Raw genomic sequence first — 14,946 nt, forward strand, 5'->3', positions numbered from 1 at the left:
ATAAAAGTGTCAGTTTTAGCTTACACATTAAGACTGACATTTTGCTGAGTCTTTTTCGGGGCCATGCCTGACCCCGGTCAGCAGGAGGGGGAGCCGTTGCAGACCACCGCCGTTATCCTGAACGGACCACGCGACCTGAGCCTTGACCGGCTGAGCGTGACGTCGCCGGGTGCGAAAGATCTGGTGGTCGAGGTCACCCACTCCGGTATTTCCACCGGTACTGAGAAACTGCTGTGGTCCGGCGACATGCCGCCCTTTCCCGGCATGGGCTATCCGCTTGTGCCCGGATACGAGGCGGCAGGCGAAGTCGTCGAGGCGGGCAACGGCACGGGCTTTCGTGTCGGCGAGCGCGTGTTTGTGCCGGGGGCGAATTGCTTTGACGGGGCGTTTGGATTGTTCGGCGGTGCCTCGCGCCTGCTGGTCACGGATGCCGGGCGGGTGACGCGGATTGACCCGGGGCTGAAGGAAGAAGGCGCGCTGCTGGCGCTGGCCGCCACGGCACGGCACGCGATGGCGGGGCCAGGCAAGGCGGTGCCGGATCTGATCGTCGGGCACGGCGTGCTGGGCCGCCTGCTGGCGCGGCTGACGATTGCTGCTGGCGCGCCTGCCCCCGTGGTGTGGGAAATCGACCCCTCGAGGATATCGGTTGCCGAAGGCTACGAGGTGCTGCATCCCGAGGAGGATACCCGCCGCGACTACCGCAGCGTCTATGACGCCTCTGGGTCTGTCGAGGTGCTGGGCGATCTGATCGGGCGCATCGTCAAGGGCGGCGAGATTGTCCTCGCCGGTTTCTACGCGGCCCCCATTCAGTTCGCCTTTCCCCCGGCCTTCATGAAGGAGGCGCGCTTTCGCGTCGCCGCCGAATGGACGCGGGACGATCTGACCGCGACACGCAGCCTCGTGGAATGCGGGGCGCTGAGCCTCGGCAACCTGATCACGCACCGTGCGAAAGCGTCGGATGCGCGCGGTGCTTACGAGACGGCCTTCTCCGACGGCGATTGCCTGAAAATGATCCTCGACTGGAAAGGTCACGCATGACACTCGACATTCCCAACCTCAAGGATGGCGGGACCATCAAGGATTTCGATCAGCGGCTGCGGGACGAGGCAAACGAGGGTCTCGCCGATATCGTGGCGGAAGAACCGAAGTCCAAGACCCAGATCATCGCGATCTACGGCAAGGGCGGGATCGGCAAGAGCTTCACGCTGGCGAACCTCAGTCACATGATGGCCGAGCAGGGCAAGCGCGTGCTGCTGATCGGATGCGACCCGAAGTCGGATACGACGTCGCTGCTGTTCGGGGGCAAGGCGTGCCCCACGATCATCGAGACCTCGACGCAGAAGAAGCTTGCCGGGGAAGAGGTCGCGATTGGCGATGTTTGCTTCAAGCGCGGCGGTGTCTTTGCAATGGAGCTGGGCGGCCCGGAGGTCGGGCGCGGCTGCGGCGGGCGCGGGATCATTCACGGGTTCGAACTGCTGGAGAAGCTGGGGTTCCATGACTGGGACTTTGACTATGTGCTGCTGGATTTCCTTGGCGATGTGGTCTGCGGCGGCTTTGGCCTGCCGATTGCGCGGGACATGGCGCAGAAGGTCATCCTCGTGGCGTCGAACGATTTGCAGTCGCTTTATGTCGCCAACAACGTCTGCTCGGCGGTCGAATACTTCCGCAAGCTGGGCGGCAACGTGGGTGTTGCGGGGCTGGTGATCAACAAGGACGACGGCTCTGGCGAGGCGGCGGCCTTTGCCGAAGCGGTCGATATCCCGATCCTGGCGAGCATTCCGCAGGACGATGACCTGCGCAAGAAATCAGCGAACTACCAGATTGTCGGCTCATCGGCCTCCCCATGGGGAGACCTCTTCGCAGGGTTGGGCACCGCCGTGGCCGAGGCACCCCCTGTCCGGCCAGCGCCGCTGGACCAGGACGGTCTGCTGGGGCTGTTCGATGCCTCGGAGACCGGCGGGGACGTGTTGCTGGAACCTGCGACCGATGCGGACATGCGCGGCAAGAACGCAAAACCGAAAGCCAGTTTGGAAGTGATTTACGACGACGCCTGAGGAGAGCGCGGGGGTGCTGCCCCGGACCCCGGAATTGTAGTGGAAAGATGAAGGAGATGGACAGCGCGAGATGACCGAACGAAAGGGATATCACGTCTCTTATGACGATGCCGGGTCGGTGGTGATCGACGAGGCCAGCCACGAAGCGATGGCGGGGGACGATGCCCCCGTGCCGCAGGGCGGGTTGGGCTGTCATTCCGGGTCCACGATGAAAGAGGCGGCGCGCGCGGCGGGGCAGTCTGAACTCCTGGACCAGTTTGCCAGGGACTACCCGCAGGGGCCGCATGACAAGCCGCAGTCGATGTGCCCGGCCTTTGGTTCGTTGCGCGTGGGGCTGAGGATGAAGCGGGTGGCGACGATTCTATCGGGCTCGGCCTGCTGTGTCTACGGGCTGACCTTCGTGTCGCATTTCTACGGCGCGCGGCGGTCCGTGGGCTATGTGCCGTTCAATTCCGAGACGCTGGTGACGGGGAAGTTGTTCGAGGATATTCGCGAGGCGGTCCATGACCTGGCCGATCCCGCGCAGCTGGACGCCATCGTGGTGACGAACCTTTGCGTGCCGACCGCCTCCGGCGTGCCGCTGCGGCTTTTGCCGAAGGAGATCGACGGGGTGCGCGTGGTGGGCATCGACGTGCCGGGCTTTGGCGTGCCGACCCATGCGGAGGCCAAGGATGTGCTGGCGGGCGCGATGCTGAATTACGCGCGCACCGAGGCCGAGGCGGGGCCAGTGCCGATGCCGGAAGCGGGGCGGTCGGACCGTCCGACCGTTGCGTTGATGGGCGAGATGTTCCCGGCGGATCCGATGATGATCGGCCAGATGATCGCGCCCATGGGGCTGGCCACCGGGCCGGTAGTGCCCTGCCGGGAGTGGCGTGAGCTTTATGCCGCGCTCGACTGCGGTGCGGCGGCGGCGATCCATCCTTTCTACACCTCAGCCGTGCGGGAGTTTCAGGCGGCGGGCCGCCCGGTGATCGGATCGGCACCCGTGGGACATGACGGGACGGCGGCGTGGCTGGCTGCATTGGGCGATGCCTTCGGCAACTCCGCGAAAGAGGTGGCGTCGGCGCAGAACGCATCCCTCCCACCGATACGCGCGGCGCTGGCCTCCACGCCAATCAGGGGCACGATTACCCTATCGGGATATGAAGGGTCCGAATTGCTGGTGGCGCGGCTGCTGATCGAGAGCGGGGCGGAGGTGCCCTATGTGGGCACGGCCTGTCCCCGGACAGCTTGGTCGGCGGATGATGCGGCATGGCTGGAAGCCAAGGGTGTGAAGATCAGGTACCGCGCATCGCTGGAAGATGATTGCGCGGCGATGGAGGCGATCCGGCCCGACCTTGCCATCGGGACGACACCGGTCGTGCAGAAGGGCAAGGAGCTGGGGATCCCGTCGCTCTATTTCACCAATCTGATTTCCGCGCGGCCCCTGATGGGTGTCGCCGGCGCCGGATCACTGGCACAGGTCGTGAACGCGGCCATCGCCAACAAGGAGCGAATGGGCCGGATGCGGGCCTTTTTCGAAGGCGTGGGTGCCGAGGACACCGCCGGTGTCTGGGAAGGCAGTCCGAACCTGCAGCCGGCGTTCCGGGCACAGAACCTCAAGAAGCTCGAGAAACAGGCGAGGGCGGCGAAAGCCGCGCAGATGATATGATGGGTTTGGGTCATATCCCCGGTGCGCATGAATGCGCACCCGACAGCCCACCCGTGGGGTGCGCATTCATGCGCACCTTGGGAGGTGCCCCATGCTGATACAGGATCACGACCGCGCCGGGGGGTATTGGGGGGCTGTCTATGCCTTCTGTGCCGTCAAGGGATTGCAGGTGGTGATCGACGGGCCCGTGGGTTGTGAAAACCTGCCGGTGACCTCCGTGCTGCATTACACCGATGCCCTGCCGCCCCATGAGTTGCCGATTGTCGTCACCGGTCTGGGTGAGGGTGAGATGGGGGCGGGGACCGAAGAGTCCATGAAGCGTGCCTGGGATACGCTTGATCCCGCGCTGCCTGCGGTTGTCGTTACGGGGTCCATTGCCGAGATGATCGGCGGCGGTGTGACGCCGCAGGGCACCAACATCCAGCGGTTTCTGCCGCGCACCATAGACGAGGATCAGTGGGAGGCGGCCGACCGGGCGATGACCTGGGTCTTTACCGAGTTCGGGATGACCAAGGGACGGATGCCACCCGAAAAGAAGCGCGAGGAAGGGGCGGCACCGCGCGTAAACATCCTTGGACCGATGTATGGCACCTTCAACATGCCGTCGGATCTGCACGAGATCCGCCGTCTGGTCGAGGGGATCGGGGCCGATGTCAACATGGTGATGCCGCTGGGCAGCCATGTGGGCGAGATGCGGAACCTGGTAAACGCGGATGTGAACATCTGCATGTACCGCGAGTTTGGCCGGGGCCTGTGCGAAGTGCTGGGCAAGCCGTACCTGCAAGCGCCGATTGGCGTGGAGAGCACGACGCTGTTCCTGCGCAAGCTGGGCGATTTGCTTGGGCTGAACCCCGAGCCGTTCATCGAGCGTGAGAAACATTCGACGATCAAGCCGGTCTGGGACCTCTGGCGCTCGGTCACGCAGGATTTCTTTGCAACTGCCTCCTTCGGGATCGTGGCGAACGAGACCTATGCGCGGGGCGTGCGGAATTTCCTTGAGAACGACCTCGGGCTGCCCTGCGCCTTTGCCGTTGCGCGGACGCGCGGCAAGAAGACGGACAACGATCAGGTGCGCAGCCTGGTGCATGACAAGCGGCCGCTGATCCTGATGGGGTCGATCAACGAAAAGATGTACCTGGCCGAGATGAAATCGGGTTTCGGTCCGGCACCGGTCTTTATCCCTGCCTCCTTCCCCGGTGCCGCCATCCGGCGGGCGACGGGGACGCCCTTCATGGGTTACGCGGGGGCGACATATATCGTGCAGGAAGTGTGCAACGGGCTTTTCGATGCGCTTTTCCACATCCTGCCACTGGGGTCCGAGATGGATGCGGCCCCGGCAACACCAACACCGCTCAAGCGGGATTTCCCCTGGGATGCGGATGCCCAGGCCAAGCTGGACGAGATCGTCGCCAGCCATCCCATCCTGACACGAATCTCCGCCGCCAAAACCCTGCGCGACGCCGCTGAAAAGCGCGCGCTTGCCGCCGGTGACGAACGGGTGGTGCTGGAGACCGTCGAGGGCCTGCAACCAGCTTCGGGAGGAGCAAAGACATGACTGACATGACAACGGATACCGTCGCCACGACGCAGAGCCGCACGCGGCACGGGCCGCCGATGCGCGAGTATTACGTCTATTTCGCGGTCATCTTCGCGGCGACGCTGCCGCTGACCATCCTGACATGGGTGCTGAGTGCCGCCCGCCGCATGGAGCTGCCCGAGCGTGGGCCGATCAAGGCGGCGTGGAGCCAGGCCCGCATCATCACGCCACGCATCTTTTCCGCGTGACCAACGACATTCCGGGGCCAGACCCGGAGACGACATTCGCCACTCCCCCCCGGGGTGGTGGATTAGGACGGGGGATGAGCCCCCGTCGTAACCCGGCCGCGGGGGGCGCGGCGTCAGCACTTTTTTCGAAGGAGAAAAAACATGGCTGATAGGAACGACCTGTCCTTCACAGGTCTGACAGACGAGCAAGCGCAGGAGTTGCACTCGGTCTACATGAGCGGCTTCACGATCTTCACGATCGTGGCTCTGGTCGCGCATGTGCTGACGTACATCAAGCTGCCCTGGTTCGCCTGGTAATCGAGAGGATCGCAAGACATGGCACAGTTTTACAAAATCTGGCTGATCTTCGACCCGCGCCGCGTTTTCGTGGCGCAGGGCGTGTTCCTCTTCTTGCTGGCGGCGATGATTCACCTCGTCCTGCTCAGCAATCCTGAGACGAACTGGTTCAACCTCGCCTTCGGCGCGGGTGAATAAGCTTTAGCCTACGACAACGCCGCGGGCGGGTCAGCCACCCGCCCGCAGCAACCAGACACATTCACGCGCTTTTTGATGGCCCTTCAGGGACAGGACCGCCGGCGCAAAAGGAGAAAGAAGATGGCACAGCTCAGCTTCGAAAGAAAATACCGGGTCCGGGGCGGGACCTTAGTTGGCGGTGATCTGTTCGACTTCTGGGTGGGGCCGTTCTACGTCGGGTTTTTCGGCGTCACGACGTTCTTTTTCGCCGCACTCGGCACGATACTGATCTTTTACGGTGCCGCCCTTGGCGACACCTGGAACCCCTGGCTGATCTCGATAGATCCGCCCTCGCTTGAGGTGGGCCTTGGCATGGCGCCGCTGGCCGAAGGGGGGCTCTGGCAAATCATCACCATGTGCGCGACGCTGGCTTTTGTCAGCTGGGCGCTGCGCGAGGTCGAGATATGCCGCAAGCTTGGCATGGGATACCACGTGCCCGTCGCCTTTGGCGTGGCGATCCTGGCCTATGTGACACTGGTGATCATCCGGCCGTTGCTGATGGGTGCCTGGGGGCATGGGTTTCCCTACGGGATCTTCAGCCACCTCGATTGGGTGAACAACGTCGGCTACGCCTACGGAAACTTCCACTACAACCCGGCGCATATGGTGGCGATCACCTTCTTCTTCACCACCTGTCTGGCGCTTGCGCTGCATGGCTCGCTGGTGCTGTCGGCGGTCAACACCGGCGGCAAGGAGAACCGCATCGTCACTCCCGATCACGAGGACACCTACTTCCGGGACCTGATCGGCTATTCCATCGGGCCGCTCGGTATTCACCGTCTGGGCCTGCTGCTGGCGCTGAACGCCGGTCTGTGGTCGGCGATCTGCATCGTGATCTCGGGCACCATCTGGTTCGACCAGTGGAGCGCCTGGTGGGATTGGTGGACTTTCCTGCCCTGGTGGGCGGACCTGTAAGGAGGGGATGAAAAATGGCTGAATATCAGAATATCTTCACGCAGGTTCAGGTGGCCGGACCCCCGGAAATGGGGGTCGACCCGGAGGGTCGGCTGGGCCGCGAACGGACCCGCAAGGCCCGTATCTCGACCTTTCTGGGCTGGTTCGGCAACGCGCAGCTGGGGCCGATCTACCTTGGGCCCTTCGGCCTGGTGTCGCTGGCCACGGGGTTTGCCTGGTTCTTTATCGTCGGCATGAACTTCTGGTGGCAGGTGGACTACTCTCCGGGGCTGTTCTTCCGCGACCTGTTCTGGCTCGCGCTTGAGCCGCCGTCGTCGGACTACGGTCTGGGTTTTGCCCCGCTGATGGAGGGGGGATGGTGGCTGATTGCCTCGTTCTTCCTGCTGGTCTCGGTGATCTCATGGTGGATCAGAACGTACCTCAGGGCCGAGGAGCTGGGGATGGGCAAGCATGTGAGCTGGGCCTTCGCCTCTGCCATCTGGCTGTTCCTGGTGCTGGGTCTCTTCCGGCCGATCCTGATGGGGTCATGGTCAGAGGCGGTGCCCTACGGCATCTTCCCGCATCTGGACTGGACGAATCTCTTCTCGCTGACCTACGGCAACCTCTTCTACAACCCGTTCCACGCACTTTCGATCGCGTTCCTCTATGGCTCGGCCCTGCTGTTCGCCATGCACGGGGCGACAATCCTCGCGGTCAGCCGCTACGGCGGTGAGCGCGAGATCGAACAGATCGTGGACCGAGGCACGGCCTCGGAACGTGCGGGTCTGTTCTGGCGCTGGACCATGGGGTTCAACGCCACGATGGAGGGTATCCACCGCTGGGCCTGGTGGTTTGCGGTACTGACGACGCTCACGGGCGGCATCGGCATCCTGCTGACCGGCACGGTCGTGGACAACTGGTTCGTCTGGGCGCAGGAGCACGGCTACGCGCCGGTGGATTAAGGAGAGAGACCATGAGTGACAACAACGACTATCTCCGCACGGGCGAGGGCGACTTCCGTCTCAGGGCTGATGTTCTGGCGCTGATGCTGAAGGGGGCAGGCTATGCCGCGCTCTTCTGTGTTGCGGTGGGGTTCCTTCTGTGGGCCATCTACGGCATCGGTCTGCTGCTGCCCGAGCAATCCAAGGAAGCAGATGATCCAACGCCGTTTTCCTACATTGAGACGGTTGAGGACACGACCGTCGTCTAGAGATGTTTGGCCGGGCCGCCCCTTGCTTTGCGGCCCAGCCCACGAGTTCCAGCCCGGTTATGTCCCTTAGCCGGTCTGGAAACGTCGGGAAGAGGCTTTCCCGACATGTCCTGTTGGCTACGGGAACCAGAGGGGACAGCACCGCTTGCGGCGCGGTCCCCTCTGATCCCGGCCAACAGGACCTACCTCCGTAGCCAAGGGAGAAAGCCATGACAGATACCATTCGCGAAACCCCGCTGCTGGACCGTGTTGCGGCACCGTCTGATCTGAAGGGGATGAGCATTCCCGAGTTGAGCCGCCTTGCCGACGAGCTGCGCGGCGAGGTGATCGAGGCGGTCGCGCGTACCGGCGGACACCTTGGGTCATCCCTCGGCGTGGTGGAGCTGACCGTGGCGCTGCATGCGGTCTTTGACACGCCGCGCGACAAGCTGATCTGGGACGTGGGCCACCAGTGCTATCCGCATAAGGTGCTGACAGGTCGCCGTGACCGGATGCTGACCCTGCGCCAGGAGGGGGGCATCAGCGGCTTTACCAAGCGCAGCGAGAGCGCATACGACCCCTTTGGCGCGGCGCATAGCTCGACCTCGATTTCGGCTGCCTTGGGTTTCACTGTCGGGCGTGACATGGGCAAGCCCACGGGGGATGCCATCGCGGTGATCGGCGACGGGTCGATCAGCGCGGGCATGGCCTATGAGGCGATGAACAACGCGGGTGCCGAGAAGCGGCGCATGTTCGTAATCCTCAATGACAACGAGATGAGCATCGCGCCCCCGGTGGGGGCGATGTCGTCTTATCTTTCCGGTCTCTACGGCTCGCCCCTTGGCGGGTTGCAACAGGTGGCCGAAGGGTTCGAGGCGGCCCTGCCCGGGCCCCTGCGCGATCATGCGCGCCGGGCACGGCAGCTGGTGACCGGGGCCGTGGGCGCGCAGGGCACGCTGTTCGAAGAGCTTGGGTTCCAGTACGTCGGTCCGATCAACGGGCATGACATGGAGCAATTGATGACGGTCCTACGCGCCGCGCGGGCGCGGGCGACGGGGCCGGTGCTGATCCACTGCTGTACGGTCAAGGGCAAGGGGTACGCGCCCGCCGAGACCTCAGCGGACAAGTACCACGGCGTGGGGTCTTTCGAGGTTGCGACAGGCGCGCAAGCCAAGAAGAAGCCGAATGCGCCCAGCTATACGAAAGTCTTTGGCGAGACCCTGGCGCAGGAAGCGGCGCGCGATCCGGATATCGTTGCGGTGACCGCCGCGATGCCGGGGGGAACGGGCCTCGACATCTTCGGAAAGGCGCATCCCAAGCGGATGTTCGACGTCGGCATCGCCGAGCAGCATGCGGTGACCTTTGCCGCCGGCATGGCGGCCTCTGGGCTGAAGCCTTTCTGTGCGATCTATTCGACCTTCCTGCAGCGTGGGTACGACCAGGTGGTGCATGACGTGGCGCTGCAGAATCTGCCGGTACGTTTCGCCATCGACCGCGCGGGGCTGGTGGGGGCGGATGGGGCGACCCATGCGGGGGCCTTCGATATCGGCTATCTGGCGGCGCTGCCCAACATGACCGTGATGGCCGCCGCCGATGAGGCGGAACTGGTGCATATGGTGGCAACGGCCGTCGCGCACGACAGCGGGCCGATTGCCTTCCGCTATCCGCGCGGGGAGGGCGAGGGGGTGCCGATGCCCGAGCGGGGCGAGGTGCTGGAGATCGGGAAGGGGCGCGTCTTGTTCGAAGGATCGGACGTGGCGATCCTGTCCTTCGGTGCGCATCTCGGCGAGTGCCTGAAGGCGGCGGAGAAGCTGGAGGCGCAAGGCGTGTCGGTGACACTGGCCGATGCGCGGTTCGCCAAGCCGCTCGACCGAGGGCTGATCCACCGTCTGGCGCGAAAGCACCGGGCGCTGATCACCGTGGAACAGGGCGCGCGGGGCGGCTTTGGCGCGATGGTGCTGCATGATCTGGCGGGGGAGGGGCTGTTGGATGGGTCGCTTGCCATCCGGACAATGACGCTGCCCGACCGGTTCATCGACCAGGCGGCGCCGGATGCGATGTACGCCGATGCCGGTCTGACCGCGACGGATATCGCGGCGACGGCCCTGCAAGCGGTCGGGCACCGTTCGGCGCGGGTGCCGGGGGTTTGATCCGATTGAGCGGGGCAAGCCCCGCTTTTCATTCTATTGATTGGGGCTCTGCCCCAAACCCCGGAATTGTAGGGGAAAGATGAAGCCTGAGGGTCAGCCCAGGATCATCTTGTGGTGCTTTTCGATGTAGATGCGGAGCCAGGGGGTGAACTGGTCAGGTTTCTCGGCGATCTCGGCGGCGAGCGCCTCCGGGGTGATCCAGCGGGTGTCCATGACCTCGTCGGGATTGGGAGCGAGGGGCATGCCGTGATCAGCCGCGGCGGTGAAAACCTCGACCACCTCGTGTTCGGTCAGCCCGTTCCCCACATCGGCGCGGTATTCGACCTGGCCGCGGTGCCGGAGGGTGAGGCCGGTGATCCCCAGTTCCTCGCTCAGGCGGCGGTGGGCGCAGTCGAGCGCCGCTTCCCCCCATGCCGGATGCGTGCAGCAGGTGTTCGCCCAGAGGCCCGGCGTGTGATATTTGCCCATCGCGCGGCGCTGGATCAGGATCGCGCCATCGCGGATCACGAAAACCGAGATCGCAAGGTGGCGCAACCCGCGCTGGTGCGCGCAGAGCTTTTCCACCGGCGTCAGGGTGCCATCGACCCAGGCCGGGATCATGATGTCGGTGGGGACCATGCGGCCGTCCATGTGGTTTCCTCAGACGCGGGTCTCTGACACGAGACGGGTCAGATGTGCAAGGTTCTTCAGGCCGATCTTGAGGTGGGCGAGCGGCCGGGCCTTGACCAGTTTCTTGTTCATATAGGCCTCGAACGTCAGGCGCTGCACGTCGATGTCGTGGCAGAGCGAGACGAAGCGCTCGCGCCGTTCGTCGGAGCGGTAGTAGGCGTTCTGCATGGCACCGAGGGCGCGGAAGACCTGTTTGTGCTCGCGCATGAAGAGCTTGCGGGCGAGTTGCAAGTCGCGGGTGCGCCCCGTTGCAAGAAAGGCAGAGGCGGCGGCGGCGGCGACTTGTCCGCCGATCATGGCGTAGTAGATGCCTTCGCCGGAAGACGGGGCGACAACCCCTGCGGCATCGCCCGCCAGCACCACGTCGCGGCCATTGTCCCAGCGGTCGAGCGGTTTGAGGGGAATGGGCGCGCCCTCGCGGCGAATGGTGCGGCATGCTTCCAGGCCTGAGGCCACGCGTAGCTCGGCGGTTGCCTTTTTCAGATCGACACCTTCCACGCCAGTGCCCATCCCGACAGAAGCCGATTTGCCGTGCGGGAAGACCCAGCCATAGAAATCGGGGCTGATGGTGCCGTCATAGACGACGTCACAGCGCTTGGGGTCGTAGGTGCCGGTGGCCTCCGGAGCCTCGATGATCTCGTGATAGGCGATCACATAAGGGATCTTGTCGCCGCCGGGGACCTCGGCCTTGGCGACGTTCGAGCGTGCGCCGTCCGCGCCGATGATGAGGGCGGTGCGCAACCGGCGGGTCTCACCGGTTTTCTTGTCGCGGTAGACGACGTGGGTTTTCACCCCCGCGCGTTCGATGCGCAGGAATGTGCCGGTGTAGCGGTCCGCGCCGGCCTCGGCCGCGCGGGTGCGGAGGTATTCGTCGAAATGCTCCCGGTCGACCATGCCGACGTAGCCGTTCTCGATCGGGATATCGACCTGCCGCTGGGTGGGGGAGATCATCCGGGCGGTGTTGATCCGAGCGACGATCTGGTCGTCGGGAATGCGGAAGTCGTCGATCAGGCGGGGCGGGACGGCACCACCGCAGGGTTTGATGCGCCCCGCGCGGTCCAGCAGGGCGACCTTGTGGCCCAAGCGGACCAGTTCTTCGGCGGCGGTTGAGCCGGACGGCCCTCCGCCCATAACGACGACATCGTACATGTTATTCCCCCGGTACCATATTGGCCTGTGCAGGCGCTCTGTTTTCCATGATATGCAGCGCCATGAAGGCGGCCGCGATGAAGAGTGCCGCTTCGGCCGCGAAAACGGTGCCGAAGGCAGATGCGTCGGGCTGGAAGCCGCGCATCACGTCGACAGCTGCGGCCCCGGTCAGACCGCCGAAACCGGCGGCAATGGCCTGTGCGGCACCCCAGAGGCCCATGCGGGTGCCTTCGCGCTGAGCGCGTCCTTCGGCGGCCAGCGCCATCATGGAACCGATCGCGGCGACGGCGAACATGCCGTTGAAGACGCCGAGGGAGACGACGGTGGGGACCAGCGGCAGGGCGGCGGAGGCGATGGCGATCAGGCTGAGGGCGGAGCCGAGGCAGCCCGCGACGATCCAGCTGCGCAAGCTACCGATCTTGAGACCGGTGGCCATGATGCCGACAGTGAGCATGCCCACGAAAACGCCGCCGTTCTGTGCGCCTGAAAGCGATGTGGACTGGCCGGGGGTGAAGCCCCAGACGAGGCCCGCGAAGGGTTCGAGGATCAGTTCCTGCATGAAGTAGGCGTTCATGGACAGGAAGACGAAGATGGTGAAGTTGCGCGTGCTCCGTTCCGCCCAGACCTCGCGCAGGCCCTGCATGAAGGGCATGGCGTCAGGGTCGCGCGTGGCGGTGACACGGTGTTCGATCCCCGCGATGGCGAGGATGGTGACGGCGGTCGCGGCGGTGACGACCACGGCGACGACCGTGAGAAGGCGCGCTGGCGTATAGGGGTCGAGGAAGCTGCCCGCCACACCGGCGGTCATGGCGATGCCGAAGATCATCATCAGCCAGGTGATTGTTGCGGCGGCGGCGCGGCGCTGGGGCGCGGTCGCGGTGGCCAGAAGCGCGAGAAGGGACGTGCCGGAGGCACCGACGCCCACGCCGATCAGCGTGTAGGCGAGAATCGAAAGCAGGAGCGCGCCCCAGAAGCTGGCGGTGAAGAGCGTGACGGCAAAGGCGGCGAGGAAGCCGCCCAGGGCAAGAGTGACCATGCCCCCGATGATCCAGCGGGTGCGGTTGCCGCGCGTGTCGGAGTTGAAGCCCCAGCGGGGGCGGGAGAGCTGGATGCCGTAGTGGAGGCCCACCAGCATACCGGGGAGGATCGCGGGCAGGGCGAATTCGACGACCATCAGGCGGTTCAGCGTCGAGGTGGTCAGCACCAAGATGGCTCCGAGGGCCATCTGCACCAGCCCCATGCGTGCGATCTGTGTCCAGCTAAGCGTGGTCATGAAAGGCTCCGAAGTGCGAAAGCGGCGATCATCATGCCGCTGACGTAGAGGGTGACGCCGGTGCCGTTATACCAGGGTGCGCGGGCTTCGGGATCGCGCAGCAGGACGCGCATGGCGGCGATCTGTGCGAGCAGGAGCAGGGCGATGGCGCCTGCGTGCAGCGGTTTACCCCAGGCCAGCAGCAGCGAGATGACGCCAGCCTGCGGCAGGGCCATGCCCCAGCAGGCGACCAGTGCCGCGCGGCGGGGTCCGAGGGTGACGGGCAGGGAGTTGACCCCGGTTTGGGTGTCGCCCTCGAGCGCCTTGAAATCGTTCAGGGTCATGATGCCGTGCGCGCCGAGTGCGTAGAGCGCGGCGATGAGGATGACCGGCCATGAGGGCATACCGGCAGCGGCAACTGCCGCACCGGTGAACCAGGGCAGCCCTTCGTAACACAGGCCGACAAGGCCGGGGCCCCACCAGCCGGATTTCTTCAGGCGCACCGGCTCTGCCGAATAGGCCCAGGCGGCAAGGACGCCGACAACGGTTGCGGCAAAGCCCCAGGGGCCCAGCTGCCAGCCGACGAAAAGCGCAAGCAGCGACATGGCAAGGGCGATCCAAAGCCCCCAGCGGCCCGGAATGCGGCCCGAGGGGATCGGGCGGTAGGGTTCGTTGATGGCGTCCACGTGGCGGTCGCACCAATCGTTCGCCGCCTGGCTCATCCCGCAGACAATGGGACCGGCCAAAAGGATGCCCAGCAGGATCATCGGCCATTGACCAGACAGAACCGCACCCGACGAGACGACACCGCAGAGGAAGGCCCACATGGGCGGAAACCACGTAATCGGCTTGATCAGCCGCAGCATTGCTGCGGGTTCGGGCAATCGCCGGGGGGCAATATCCGAGGAGAGGCTCATAAGTGTAAACCTAGCCTGACAGTATGTGAGTCTACAAGTGTAATATCGTGCGGACAACTCGCGCGAATATGAATTGCACGGACCGGTTGCGCGGAATAAATTCGCCCGAGATTTGCCTTGGTCGAATTCGCACTACGTACAGGGCTTGTGAACACAGCAAATAGGAGTTCAAAAAAATGAAACTGTTGAAAACCGCCGCGTTCGGTCTTGCCCTTGCCGCGGGCCCGGCGTTTGCAGATGGTCACGCAACAGGTGATGCAGCAGCGGGTGAAACCGTTTTTTCCAAGTGCAAGGCGTGCCATTCGATCGTCGATGCGTCGGGTGAGGCGATTGTTAAGGGCGGTCGCAACGGTCCGAACCTCTATGGTCTCTACACGCGCCAGGCCGGTACGGAAGAGGAATTCGGCAACAAGTATGGCGACTCTCTTGTTGAAGCGGGCGAGGCAGGGCTGACCTGGGATGAGGCCACCTTCGTGGCTTACGTGGCGGACCCGCGCAAGTTCCTTCAGGAAACGCTGGATGACCGCAAGGCGCGTTCCAAGATGTCCTTCAAGCTGGGCGACGAGGCAGACGCCAAGAACGTCTGGGCTTACCTGGTGTCAGTTGGTCCCGAAGCGGCGACCAACTGATCCCTTTCGGATCTGAAATTGATTTTCCATCTATTGGAGATAAACCACCGGCTTCCAGCCGGTCCGCTTCAGCGTCTTCGTTGATGATCTCTCC

Annotated in this window: 16 protein-coding genes; 12 read left to right on the forward strand and 4 right to left on the reverse strand. The window is 64.3% G+C overall.

The genetic code is table 11. From position 1 onward, the window contains the following. Positions 1-96: 96 nt before the first annotated feature. The 11 genes from bchC to dxs all read left to right on the forward strand — a co-directional run bounded on the left by bchC (position 97) and on the right by dxs (position 10,236). The gene (gene bchC, locus AB2B41_RS19245) at positions 97-1,038 is read left to right on the forward strand and encodes a chlorophyll synthesis pathway protein BchC (protein ID WP_367879466.1); all 942 of its coding nucleotides are present in this window, start codon (positions 97-99) and stop codon (positions 1,036-1,038) included. Beyond that, positions 1,035-2,054 (forward strand): chlorophyllide a reductase iron protein subunit X, encoded by a 1,020-nt coding sequence (locus tag AB2B41_RS19250; protein WP_367879451.1) that lies wholly within the window; start codon positions 1,035-1,037, stop codon positions 2,052-2,054. Before bchC ends, AB2B41_RS19250 begins: the two co-directional genes overlap by 4 nt. A 70-nt stretch (positions 2,055-2,124) precedes the next feature. Then, the gene (gene bchY / locus AB2B41_RS19255; protein WP_367879452.1) at positions 2,125-3,705 is read left to right on the forward strand and encodes a chlorophyllide a reductase subunit Y; all 1,581 of its coding nucleotides are present in this window, start codon (positions 2,125-2,127) and stop codon (positions 3,703-3,705) included. 91 nt (positions 3,706-3,796) lie between these two features. After that, complete coding sequence (bchZ, locus tag AB2B41_RS19260) at positions 3,797-5,260, forward strand: chlorophyllide a reductase subunit Z (protein ID WP_367879453.1); 1,464 nt, start codon at positions 3,797-3,799, stop codon at positions 5,258-5,260. Continuing rightward, positions 5,257-5,490: a cytochrome PufQ gene (gene pufQ, locus AB2B41_RS19265; RefSeq protein WP_367879454.1), complete on the forward strand. Its 234-nt coding sequence runs from the start codon at positions 5,257-5,259 to the stop codon at positions 5,488-5,490. Before bchZ ends, pufQ begins: the two co-directional genes overlap by 4 nt. Before the next feature lie 141 nt (positions 5,491-5,631). Then, the gene (pufB, locus tag AB2B41_RS19270) at positions 5,632-5,787 is read left to right on the forward strand and encodes a light-harvesting antenna LH1, beta subunit (RefSeq protein ID WP_367879455.1); all 156 of its coding nucleotides are present in this window, start codon (positions 5,632-5,634) and stop codon (positions 5,785-5,787) included. A gap of 18 nt (positions 5,788-5,805) precedes the next feature. Then, positions 5,806-5,964: a light-harvesting antenna LH1, alpha subunit gene (gene pufA, locus AB2B41_RS19275; protein WP_164355052.1), complete on the forward strand. Its 159-nt coding sequence runs from the start codon at positions 5,806-5,808 to the stop codon at positions 5,962-5,964. 120 nt (positions 5,965-6,084) lie between these two features. Next, positions 6,085-6,918: a photosynthetic reaction center subunit L gene (gene pufL, locus AB2B41_RS19280; protein ID WP_367879456.1), complete on the forward strand. Its 834-nt coding sequence runs from the start codon at positions 6,085-6,087 to the stop codon at positions 6,916-6,918. A 14-nt stretch (positions 6,919-6,932) separates the two neighbouring features. After that, a complete protein-coding gene (gene pufM, locus AB2B41_RS19285) occupies positions 6,933-7,859 on the forward strand; it encodes a photosynthetic reaction center subunit M (protein WP_367879457.1) in 927 nt (308 codons plus the stop codon). A gap of 11 nt (positions 7,860-7,870) precedes the next feature. Beyond that, positions 7,871-8,107: an RC-LH1 core complex protein PufX gene (pufX, locus tag AB2B41_RS19290; RefSeq protein ID WP_367879458.1), complete on the forward strand. Its 237-nt coding sequence runs from the start codon at positions 7,871-7,873 to the stop codon at positions 8,105-8,107. 209 nt (positions 8,108-8,316) lie between these two features. Further along, positions 8,317-10,236 carry a 1-deoxy-D-xylulose-5-phosphate synthase gene (gene dxs / locus AB2B41_RS19295; protein ID WP_367879459.1) on the forward strand — a complete coding sequence of 640 codons (1,920 nt, stop codon included), beginning with the start codon at positions 8,317-8,319 and terminating at the stop codon, positions 10,234-10,236. 93 nt (positions 10,237-10,329) lie between these two features. Here the strand turns inward: dxs and idi are convergent, their stop codons facing one another. Genes idi through chlG form a run of 4 tightly spaced genes read right to left on the reverse strand, consistent with a single transcriptional unit; the run spans position 10,330 to position 14,223 of the window. Beyond that, positions 10,330-10,866: an isopentenyl-diphosphate Delta-isomerase gene (idi, locus tag AB2B41_RS19300; RefSeq protein WP_367879460.1), complete on the reverse strand. Its 537-nt coding sequence runs from the start codon at positions 10,864-10,866 to the stop codon at positions 10,330-10,332. 9 nt (positions 10,867-10,875) lie between these two features. Next, complete coding sequence (locus AB2B41_RS19305; RefSeq protein ID WP_367879461.1) at positions 10,876-12,054, reverse strand: geranylgeranyl diphosphate reductase; 1,179 nt, start codon at positions 12,052-12,054, stop codon at positions 10,876-10,878. Position 12,055: 1 nt separating this feature from the next. Beyond that, entirely contained in the window at positions 12,056-13,327 is a 1,272-nt protein-coding gene (locus AB2B41_RS19310) for a BCD family MFS transporter (RefSeq protein WP_367879462.1), read from the reverse strand. Continuing rightward, the gene (chlG, locus tag AB2B41_RS19315; RefSeq protein WP_367879463.1) at positions 13,324-14,223 is read right to left on the reverse strand and encodes a chlorophyll synthase ChlG; all 900 of its coding nucleotides are present in this window, start codon (positions 14,221-14,223) and stop codon (positions 13,324-13,326) included. Before chlG ends, AB2B41_RS19310 begins: the two co-directional genes overlap by 4 nt. Before the next feature lie 176 nt (positions 14,224-14,399). Here chlG and AB2B41_RS19320 point away from each other — a divergent pair, with 176 nt between their 5' ends. Further along, positions 14,400-14,852 (forward strand): c-type cytochrome, encoded by a 453-nt coding sequence (locus AB2B41_RS19320; protein WP_367879464.1) that lies wholly within the window; start codon positions 14,400-14,402, stop codon positions 14,850-14,852. Positions 14,853-14,946 lie beyond the last annotated feature (94 nt).

It is taken from the genome of Sulfitobacter sediminis, assembly GCF_040811725.1.
Classification (GTDB): domain Bacteria; phylum Pseudomonadota; class Alphaproteobacteria; order Rhodobacterales; family Rhodobacteraceae; genus Sulfitobacter; species Sulfitobacter sediminis.

Coding starts and splice junctions, on each gene's coding strand:
- AB2B41_RS19305 (WP_367879461.1), bottom strand. CDS start 12,054: ATGTACGATGTCGTCGTTATGGGCGGAGGGCCGTCCGGCTCAACCGCC.
- bchY (WP_367879452.1), top strand. CDS start 2,125: ATGACCGAACGAAAGGGATATCACGTCTCTTATGACGATGCCGGGTCG.
- pufM (WP_367879457.1), top strand. CDS start 6,933: ATGGCTGAATATCAGAATATCTTCACGCAGGTTCAGGTGGCCGGACCC.
- pufA (WP_164355052.1), top strand. CDS start 5,806: ATGGCACAGTTTTACAAAATCTGGCTGATCTTCGACCCGCGCCGCGTT.
- AB2B41_RS19250 (WP_367879451.1), top strand. CDS start 1,035: ATGACACTCGACATTCCCAACCTCAAGGATGGCGGGACCATCAAGGAT.
- pufB (WP_367879455.1), top strand. CDS start 5,632: ATGGCTGATAGGAACGACCTGTCCTTCACAGGTCTGACAGACGAGCAA.
- AB2B41_RS19320 (WP_367879464.1), top strand. CDS start 14,400: ATGAAACTGTTGAAAACCGCCGCGTTCGGTCTTGCCCTTGCCGCGGGC.
- pufL (WP_367879456.1), top strand. CDS start 6,085: ATGGCACAGCTCAGCTTCGAAAGAAAATACCGGGTCCGGGGCGGGACC.
- bchZ (WP_367879453.1), top strand. CDS start 3,797: ATGCTGATACAGGATCACGACCGCGCCGGGGGGTATTGGGGGGCTGTC.
- AB2B41_RS19310 (WP_367879462.1), bottom strand. CDS start 13,327: ATGACCACGCTTAGCTGGACACAGATCGCACGCATGGGGCTGGTGCAG.
- chlG (WP_367879463.1), bottom strand. CDS start 14,223: ATGAGCCTCTCCTCGGATATTGCCCCCCGGCGATTGCCCGAACCCGCA.
- dxs (WP_367879459.1), top strand. CDS start 8,317: ATGACAGATACCATTCGCGAAACCCCGCTGCTGGACCGTGTTGCGGCA.
- pufX (WP_367879458.1), top strand. CDS start 7,871: ATGAGTGACAACAACGACTATCTCCGCACGGGCGAGGGCGACTTCCGT.
- pufQ (WP_367879454.1), top strand. CDS start 5,257: ATGACTGACATGACAACGGATACCGTCGCCACGACGCAGAGCCGCACG.
- idi (WP_367879460.1), bottom strand. CDS start 10,866: ATGGACGGCCGCATGGTCCCCACCGACATCATGATCCCGGCCTGGGTC.